Genomic DNA, 716 nt, shown 5'->3' with positions numbered 1-716 from the left:
GATGCCATGGGGCGGTTGACACTTGATAATCGCAATCATTTAAGCCGTCTGTTGGGAAGAGCGCCTAGTGAAGCGGAATTGTATTTAGCGCATCAACAAGGTGCAGGGGGAGCCGCGCGTCTTTTGCAAAATCCCCATGCCAATGCGGCGCAAATTGTTGGGAGCAATGCGGTTGGCTTGAATGGTGGAAACAACGCTATGCGTGCAAGTGATTTTGTCAACCGTGTGTTACAGATGTATGGTGGGCAGCCTCATAGAGCAAGTCCTACAGCGCATGGTGGCATTAGAAATAGAGACAACTTGTTAGAGGTTTTAAGGGCATTATTAGCATCACAAGAAGAAGCTTCGGAAGAAGAAGAGAGTGATGATGATAATCCTTTGATGACGCAATTCATGCGGGCGTTTTACGGACCATTTTACCGGAATTAGGATTCACGAGAGATGTCAACGATTTATGATTGGTCGCTTAGAGCGGCGGATAATACGCGCGTGGATGATTTGATTGATTGGTCCGAAGGACAGCAGCCTAGCAGTGTGAACACGAGCGCCCGTGTGATGATGCAAAGGATAAGTGAGTATTTGTCAGACACGGGTGGAGAGCTTGAAGGCATTGTTACAAATGATCATGTCCAACAAACGAGTGTGATAAGGCTTGCAAGCACTTCACAGTTTTTAGAGTATAAGAATGGTATCGTTTTGCGCTTTATGGCGACGGG

Annotated in this window: 1 protein-coding gene and 1 pseudogene; both read left to right on the top strand. The window is 46.9% G+C overall.

All coding sequences use genetic code 11. The features are described from left to right. On the top strand, nt 1-429 hold a 429-nt coding region (locus tag ACFIKG_RS09635; RefSeq protein WP_375652236.1), incomplete at its 5' end, for a lytic transglycosylase. A 12-nt stretch (nt 430-441) separates the two neighbouring features. Further along, nucleotides 442-716 (top strand): annotated as a pseudogene (locus ACFIKG_RS09630) (phage tail protein); the annotation flags it as partial.

Origin of the sequence: Bartonella sp. LB28NMGDW, from assembly GCF_042194435.1 — a bacterium.
Lineage (GTDB): Bacteria > Pseudomonadota > Alphaproteobacteria > Rhizobiales > Rhizobiaceae > Bartonella > Bartonella grahamii.
Note: the sequence above shows the minus strand (reverse complement) of the source record. Positions and strands in the feature narration are given on the sequence as shown.